At 73.5% G+C, this 7,694-nt stretch carries 7 protein-coding genes; 2 read left to right on the forward strand and 5 right to left on the reverse strand.

The window, feature by feature from the left end:
* Nucleotides 1-107 precede the first annotated feature (107 nt).
* Complete coding sequence (locus tag ACTHMS_RS05520; RefSeq protein WP_440305673.1) at nt 108-803, reverse strand: dienelactone hydrolase family protein; 696 nt, start codon at nt 801-803, stop codon at nt 108-110.
* 165 nt (nt 804-968) lie between these two features.
* Nucleotides 969-2,972, reverse strand: a complete 2,004-nt coding sequence (locus ACTHMS_RS05525) for an ATP-dependent helicase (RefSeq protein WP_440305674.1) — start codon at nt 2,970-2,972, stop codon at nt 969-971.
* Between the two features lie 100 nt (nt 2,973-3,072).
* Between ACTHMS_RS05525 and ACTHMS_RS05530 the strand changes: the two genes are divergently transcribed.
* Complete coding sequence (locus tag ACTHMS_RS05530; protein WP_440305675.1) at nt 3,073-3,306, forward strand: mycoredoxin; 234 nt, start codon at nt 3,073-3,075, stop codon at nt 3,304-3,306.
* Nucleotides 3,303-3,914 carry a uridine kinase gene (locus ACTHMS_RS05535; protein ID WP_440305676.1) on the forward strand — a complete coding sequence of 204 codons (612 nt, stop codon included), beginning with the start codon at nt 3,303-3,305 and terminating at the stop codon, nt 3,912-3,914. The genes ACTHMS_RS05530 and ACTHMS_RS05535 overlap by 4 nt, the downstream gene beginning before the upstream one ends.
* 50 nt (nt 3,915-3,964) lie before the next feature.
* On the opposite strand, the gene nudC is transcribed toward ACTHMS_RS05535, so the two are convergent.
* The 3 genes from nudC to ACTHMS_RS05550 are packed head-to-tail and all read right to left on the reverse strand — an operon-like array spanning nt 3,965 to nt 7,472.
* Nucleotides 3,965-4,870, reverse strand: a complete 906-nt coding sequence (gene nudC, locus ACTHMS_RS05540) for an NAD(+) diphosphatase (protein ID WP_440305677.1) — start codon at nt 4,868-4,870, stop codon at nt 3,965-3,967.
* The gene (locus ACTHMS_RS05545; protein ID WP_440305678.1) at nt 4,870-6,186 is read right to left on the reverse strand and encodes a M16 family metallopeptidase; all 1,317 of its coding nucleotides are present in this window, start codon (nt 6,184-6,186) and stop codon (nt 4,870-4,872) included. Before ACTHMS_RS05545 ends, nudC begins: the two co-directional genes overlap by 1 nt.
* Entirely contained in the window at nt 6,183-7,472 is a 1,290-nt protein-coding gene (locus ACTHMS_RS05550) for a M16 family metallopeptidase (RefSeq protein ID WP_440305679.1), read from the reverse strand. The genes ACTHMS_RS05545 and ACTHMS_RS05550 overlap by 4 nt, the downstream gene beginning before the upstream one ends.
* Nucleotides 7,473-7,694: the final 222 nt, after the last annotated feature.

The following is a 7,694-nucleotide window of genomic DNA, read 5'->3' on the forward strand; positions in this document are numbered from 1 at the left end:
CGGGGCCTGGGCGGCGGCCCCCCGGGCGGGCCCCCCCCCCGGGCCCGGGGGCCCCCTGGCGCCCCGGGGGGGGGGGGGGCGTCCGCCCCGCCCCCCCCCAGCGGCCGTCACTGCACCTTCGAGCGCAGGAACTCCAGCGTGCGCGACCAGGCCTGCTCGGCGAGCTCGGGCTTGTGGGTGCCCATCTTGTCGTCCGGGTTCATGAACGCGTGGCCCGCGTCGTAGTAGAAGAACTCGACCTCGGCGCCGGACTCGGAGCGGATCTGCTCCTCCGTCCTCCGGGCGTCGTCGGCGGACATCATCTGGTCCTGGGTGCCGTAGTGACCCTGCACCGCGGCGGTGATCCCGGCGTAGCTCGACGGGGTGCCCGGGCCGACGCCGTAGTAGGGGACGGCGGCCGAGACGCGGTCGCCCTCCTGGGCCGCGAGCAGCAGCGCGAAGGCGCCGCCCATGCAGTAGCCGACCACGCCCACCGTCGACGACGTCACGGCCTCGTGGCCGAGCAGGAAGTCGACGCCGCCGGCGAGGTCCTTGGTCGCCTGCTCGACGGGCAGTGACATGAGCATCTGGCCGGCCTCGTCCGAGTCGTGGGCGACGCGGCCGCCGTACAGGTCGGGGGCGAGCGCGACGAAGCCCTCGGCGGCGAAGCGGTCGACGACCTTCTTGAGACTGTCGTCGAGCCCCCACCACTCCTGGATCACGATGAGCCCGGGCCCCGACCCGCTCTCGGGCACGGCGAGGTAGCCGTGGGCGGTGCTCCCGTTGCTCGGGAAGGTGACGTTCTGGAAGGGCTGTTCAGCCACCGTGACTCCTTGACGTGGTGTTGGCCCGGGCGTGGTCGGCCGGGCCGGCCGTCCGGACACGGACGGCCGACACCAAGCGTGCCCATCTCCGGTCGAGATCCGACACTCGGGGTCGAGAACCTGTGCGTCCTCACGACACCGTGCCCCCTCACGACACCGTGCCCCTTACGACACCGTGACCGGTTCGACCTCGGTCGGGTCGGCACCGGCGAGCACGCGGAGCACCGGCTCGGCGTAGCGGTCGAGCTTGACCGCGCCGACCCCGCTGATCCGGCTCAGTCCCTGCCGGTCGCCGGGCCGCGCGTCCGCGATGGCCACGAGCGTGGCATCACTGAAGATCACGTACGGCGGCACGCTCTGCGCCTCGGCCTGGGCCTTGCGCCAGGCCCGCAGCCGCCCGAACAGCTCGGCGTCCTCGGCCTCGGGCTTCGGACTCTTGGCCTTCTTGGTGATCGGCGCCGGCGACGAGGCCGGACGAAGCCCGTCGAGGAACCGGCTCGGCCGTCGCCCACGCCGCTGCCCCGGGCTGCGCGCGAGCGCCCACGACAGCGCCAGGTGCTCGCGCGCCCGGGTGATGCCGACGTAGAGCAGCCGCCGCTCCTCGGCAATCTGGTCGGGCGTGGACGCGTGCTGGATCGGCAGTGTCGTGTCGGTGAGCCCGACCAGGAACACGGCGTCCCACTCGAGCCCCTTGGCTGCGTGCAGGGACGCGAGCGTCACGCCCTGCACCGTCGGGGCGTGCTGGGCGCCGGCCCGCTCGTCCAGCTCGGCGACGAAGTCGGGCAGGCGTGCCTCGGGGCGGGCGGCGACGATGTCGTCGGCGAGCGCGACGAGCGCGGCCAGCGACTCCCACCGCTCGCGGGCCTGACCGCCCTTCGGGGCGTTGTCCGGGTACCAGCCGAGGTCGCCCAGCACCCCGCGCACCGCGTCGGGCAGCGCGACGTCGGCTTCGTCCGACCGGGCCGCGCCGCGCAGCAGCAGTCGGGCCTCACGGATCTCGGGCCGGTCGAAGAACCGCTCGCCGCCGCGCACGACGTAGGGCACGCCCACCTGCGACAACGCCTGCTCGTAGACCTCCGACTGGGCGTTCACCCGGAACAGCACGGCGATCTCGGCGGCCGGCACACCGGCGTCGATCAGCGCACGGCAGCGGGAGGCGACGTGCGCGGCCTCGGCCGGCTCGTCGTCGAACTCGGCGAACGACGGCGCCGGGCCCGGCGGGCGCTGGCCCTCGAGCTGGAGCCCCGCCTGCCCGGCGACCACGGTCGGCCGCACGAGCTCGTTCGCGAGCGCCACCACCTGCGGCGTCGAGCGGTAGTCGCGGTGCAGCCGAACGACCACCGCGTCGGGGAAGCGGCGGCTGAAGCCGAGCAGATGCTCGGGGGTGGCCCCGGCGAAGGAGTAGATCGTCTGGTTCGCGTCGCCGACCACGCACAGGTCGTTGCGGTCGCCGAGCCACGCGTCGAGCAGCCGCTGCTGCAGCGGCGACACGTCCTGGTACTCGTCGACGACGAAGTGCCGGTAGCGGCTGCGCACCTCCTCGGCGACGTCCGCGTACTGCTCCATGGCGCCGGCCATGATGAGCAGCAGGTCGGCGAAGTCGACGACACCGGCGCGCCGCTTGGCCTTCTCGTACTCGTCGAACAGCTGCGCCACCGACTCGGCCGGCGTGCTGATCGCCCGGCCGGCCCGCTGCGCGGCGACGACGTAGGTCTCGGGCCGCGCGAGCACCGCCTTGGCCCAGTCGATCTCGGCCGCGAGGTCGCGCAGTTCGCTGCGGTCGGTGCGCAACCGCAGCCGGGCGGCGGCGTTCGCGACCAGCCGGAACGGGTTGTCGACGACCTCGGGCAGGCCGCCGCCGAGCACCCGCGGGGCGAAGTACTGCAGCTGGCGCAGGGCTGCGGCGTGGAAGGTGCGCGCCTGCACGCCGCCCGCGCCGAGGGCCCGCAGCCGCGACCGCAGCTCCCCCGCCGCGCGGGCCGTGAAGGTCACCGCGAGCACCTGGCCCGGGGGCAGCGCGCCGCTGCGCACCCCGTAGGCGATGCGGTGGGTGATCGCCCGGGTCTTGCCCGTGCCGGCGCCGGCGAGGATGCACACCGGCCCGCGGACGGCCTGGGCGGCGGCCCGCTGCTCCGGGTCGAGACCGGCCAGCACCGCTTCCGCACTCACGCCGACGAGTCTGCCAGCGGCCTCTGACAACTTCGGGAATGGAGCCCGCCACAGACCGGTTGACCACAATCGTCCACGGCGTCTCGTGAGAGGTCCTTCGATGTTGACGATGTTCACCACCACCTGGTGCGGCTACTGCGTGCGGCTCAAGGCCGGGCTGCAGCGCGAGGGCATCGAGTTCCAGGAGGTCAACATCGAGCAGGACGAGTCGGCGGCCGAGCTGGTCATGAAGGTCAACGGCGGGAACCAGACCGTGCCGACCCTGCTGTTCCCCGACGGTTCGGCGCTCACCAACCCCTCGGTGGCCGAGGTCAAGGCCAAGCTGGCTGCGTGACCTCGACACGCTTCCGGCCGATCGCGCCGGATGCGTTGCTCGACGAACTGACCGCGTCGCTGCCGTCCGGCACGTGCCGCGTCGCCATCGACGGGCCGCCGGCCGCGCGTCCGGACGAGCTGGCCGAGCGCTGGGTCGAGCGGCTCCGCGGCGTGCGTCCGGCGGTGCACGTCGCGGCTCACCTGTTCTGGCGCGACGCGTCGCTGCGGCTCGAGTACGGCCGCGAGGACGTCGAGTCGTACCTGTCGTGGCTCGACACCGGCGCGCTGCAGCGCGAGGTGCTCGATCCGGTGATCGCGGCCGGTCACTACCTGCCCTCGCTGCGCGACCCGCGCACGAACCGGTCGACGCGGGCCACACCGGTCGACGCGGCGCCAGGCACCCTGCTGGTGGTCAGCGGCGCGTTCCTGCTGCGGCACGGGCTGCCCTTCGACCGCACCGTGCACCTCCTGCTGACGCCGGCGGCGCTCGCACGGCGGACGCCGGAGGGCGAGCAGTGGACGCTGGCCGCCTTCGCCGAGGACGCGCGGGACACGCGTCCGGCCGAGATCGCCGACGTCGTCGTGCGCTACGACGACCCGCGCCACCCCGCCGTCCGATGCCGATGATCTCGGGGAAATGCTGGCCTGCGCCGGGGTTTCCCGAGATCATCGCCGGGTCAGGCGTCGCCCTGCAGCCAGCGGTCGATGAGGTAGCGCGAGATCGAGAAGCGCGGCGGGATCGCCTGCAACCGGCTGCCGGACGTCGCGGGCTCGTGCTCGTCGGTCCAGTCCCGCGCCGCGGCGATCTCGTCGCGGCTGAACCAGGCGGCCTCGGCCATCTCGACCGGGTCGATCTGCACGGACGGGTCGCCGTCGAGCACGGCGGTGAACCCGAGCATGAGCGACGCCGGGAACGGCCAGGGCTGGCTCGCCACGTAGCGGATGTCGCGGACGCCGACGTTGGTCTCCTCGAGCACCTCACGGGCGACGGCCGCCTCGAGCGACTCGCCCGGCTCGACGAAGCCGGCGAGGGTCGAGAAGCGGCCCTCGTTCCACTGGTGTCCGCGGCCGAGCAGCGCGTGGTCGGCGCCGTCGTGGATCAGCATGATCACGGCGGGGTCCATGCGCGGGAAGTGCTCGCTGCCGTCATTGCTGCAGACCCGCGTCCAGCCGGCCTTGTGCTCGGTCGTCGGCTCGCCGCACTGGGGACAGCGGGGGTGCCGCAGGTGCCACTGCTCGAGCGCGATCGCCGCGGTGAGCAGTCCCGCCTCGAGGTCGTCGGCGCGCCCGCCGATCTCGCGCAGCGTCAGCCAGTCGTCGCGGTCGTCGGGCTCGGTCGTGACGGCGAAGTACGGCTGGTCACCGACGACGCCGAGGAATCGGCGCGGGCCGTCGCCCGCATCGTCCGGCTCGCGGTAGACGAGATGGGGCGCCCCGTCGCCGCCGCGCGCGGTCGGCGCCGACGACCTGCGGCTGATCGCGACGATGCGGGCGCGCGACCACGCGTCGGCCAGCCACGCCTCGTCGGTCCGGCGGTCGGCGACCCGGTCGTAGGCGGCGACGGACAGCGGCAGGTCGGCCACTACTGCTGCTCGACGGCGAACAACGCGCCGAGCGGCTCGGCGATGGTCGCCGCGTCGCCGACGACGACACCGGTGAGGCCGGCCGGGCGGAAGAACCGCGCCGCCGCCGCACTCACGTCGTCGACGGTCGTCGCCGCCAGCCGGGCCGGGTGCTCGGCGAGGTAGTCGAGCCCGAGATCGAACGCCGACAGCGCCGAGAGCGTCGAGGCGAGCCCGGCCTGGGTGTCGAGCGAGAGCGCGAGCGTCCCGATGGCGTACTGGCGCACGGCCGTCACCTCGGCCTCGGTCACCGGCAGCGACGCGATGCGGCCGAGCTCGTAGAGGGTCTCGACCATGGCCGGCGCCGTCACCTCGGTCGCCACCTCGGTGTCGAGGGTCAGCAGCGACCCGAGCACGTGGTGGTCGACGCGGCTGTGCGGGCCGTAGGTGTAGCCCTTGTCCTCGCGGATGTTCTCCGTCCAGCGCGAGCTGAAGTAGCCGCCGAAGATCAGGTTGGCCAGCTGCAGCGCGGGCCAGGCCTCGTCGGTGCGCGACAGTGCCGGGCGGGCCAACCGGATCGAGCTCTGCACCGAGCCGGGCCGGTCGATCACCAGCAGCGGCGCGGTGTCCGGCGGCGTGGGCAGCGCCGGGACCTTGTCCTTCGCCGGCTCACCGGTCCAGCCGGCGAGCGCGTCGCTCGCGAGCTGCACGATGCGGCCGGGCGCGATGTCGCCGACGACGACGAGGGTTGCCCCGGACGGCCGCACCCGCTGCTCGTGCAGGCGCCGCAGCTGGCCGGGCTTCACCTCGGCGACGTCCTCGGGCAGCGGCAGGTCGAGCGAGTAGGGGTGCTCGCCCCAGAGCCGCTTGCCGAGCGCCTCGTTCGCCACGACGCCCGGACGCGCACGCGCCATGGTGAGCCGTTCGATGAGCCGGTCGCGTTCGGTCGCGACCTCGGACTTCGCGTAGGTGGGGTCGGTGACGAGCAGCGCGAGCACGTCGAGCAGCCCGCGCAGGCTGGTCGCGAGCGCGTTGCCGCCGATCACCAGGCGGTCGGCGTCCACACTGACGTTGAGGTCGCCGCCGAGGCCCTGCAGCCGCGAGGCGAGCGCGGCGCGGTCGAGGTCGCCGGCGCCGGTGGCCATCGTGTCCGACAGCACCGACGCGCGGGCCGGGTGCTCGGGCTTGTTCGACAGGAACGGGATGCGCAGCCGCACCTCGACCAGGGGCACACCCGGCTTGCGCACCGCGACGATGCGCAGACCGTTGTCGGCGGCGACGGTCTGCGAGCTGAGCTTGCGACCGCGGCGCGGGGCGGTGAGGGCGGGGACGGTCATCGGGAACCTCCGGCGATGACCTCGAGCACGGCCCGACGGTCAGGGGTGAGTTCGGCGGCGGCGTCGCGCACCTGCTGCTCGGTGATCGCGGCGAGGCGGGCGGTGATCTCGTTGACCAGCCCGGCGTCGCCGTGCACCAGCGCGAACTTCGCGATCGCCAGCGTGCGGGACATGACCGCGTCCAGCTCGCGCAGCAGCACGCTCACCAGGCGGGTGCGCACGCGGTCGAGCTCGCCGGCGTCGAGGCCCTGCTCGGCGATGCGCGCGAGCTCGGTGTCGATGCCGCCGAGGATGCGGTCGAGCGACCCGGCGTCCGGGTAGTGCGCGGTGACCGTGAAGGTCGTGGGGTCGCGCTCGTCGAACGGATCGCCGAACTCGCCGAGGTAGGCGCCGATGTCGGTGACCAGGTGGTCGCGGTGCACGAGCCGCTGCTGCAGCCGCGACGAGTCGCCGTCGGTGAGGATCTCGGCGAGCAGCACCCGCGCGAGCAGCTGGTCGAGCGAGCCGACCGGGTCGGCGACGCGGTAGCCGATCGCGACCGCGGGGATCGGGGCGTGCGGGTCGTCGTGGGTGGCCCGCCGCTCGCCGGCCAGCGGCGGCTCGGCAAAGCTCGGCCGCTTCGGCGCGCGCCGCTTGGTGATGCCGGCGAAGTGCTTGTCGATCAGGCCGAGGGTCTCGTCGACGTCCAGGTCGCCGCCGACGGCGAGCACCGCGTTCGCGGGCGCGTAGTACTTCGCGAAGAAGTCCTTGGCGTCGGCGACCGTCGCGCTCTCGAGGTCCTCGAAGCCGCCGTACCCGTTGTGGCTGTTGGCGAAGGTGTCGAACAGGACGGCCGGGAGGTGGATCCACGGGAAGCCGCCGTAGGGCCGGTTCAGCACGTTGACGCGGATCTCGTTCTTCACCACGTCGAGCTGGTTGGCGAGGTTCTCCTCGGTGATGCGCGGGCTGCGCATGCGGTCGGCCTCGAGGAACAGCCCGCGCTCGAGGGCGTTGCTGGGCAGCGCCTCGAAGTAGTTCGTGTAGTCGAAGTGCGTGCTGCCGTTGAACGTGCCGCCGCTCGACTGCACGTAGCGGAAGTGTTCGAGCTTCTCGAGCGTCGCACTGCCCTGGAACATCAGGTGTTCGAAGAGGTGCGCGAACCCGGTGCGACCCTCGGGCTCCGACCGGATGCCGACGTCGTAGAGCACGGCGACACCGACGACGGGCGCCGACCGGTCGGGGGCGAGCACGACCCGCAGGCCGTTGCCGAGCGTGGTCTCGTGCAGCTCGAACGACGGCGAAGGCAGGGCGACGGGACGGGCGGCGCGGCCGCGCGGCGCGCGCTCTACGGGTGTTGCAGCACGGGAAGGCGACACTTCGCCACCCTAGCCGTCCGCCCGGGTCAGTCGCGAAGTGCGGCGGCGCCGGCCTCGGCGAACCGCGACCACAGCAGCGCGGCCGCCTCGGCGCCGCGGTACAGCATCGACAGGTTCACCTTCTCGTTCGGGGCGTGGATCTGGTCGTCGGGC

Origin of the sequence: Jatrophihabitans sp., from assembly GCF_051960575.1 — a bacterium.
In the GTDB taxonomy this organism is placed as follows: domain Bacteria; phylum Actinomycetota; class Actinomycetes; order Mycobacteriales; family Jatrophihabitantaceae; genus JBQCEE01.

What these genes read in the sequence shown, in the direction of transcription:
- ACTHMS_RS05530 (WP_440305675.1), top strand. Translation starts at nt 3,073, where the DNA reads ATGTTGACGATGTTCACCACCACCTGGTGCGGCTACTGCGTGCGGCTC.
- ACTHMS_RS05545 (WP_440305678.1), bottom strand. Translation starts at nt 6,186, where the DNA reads ATGACCGTCCCCGCCCTCACCGCCCCGCGCCGCGGTCGCAAGCTCAGC.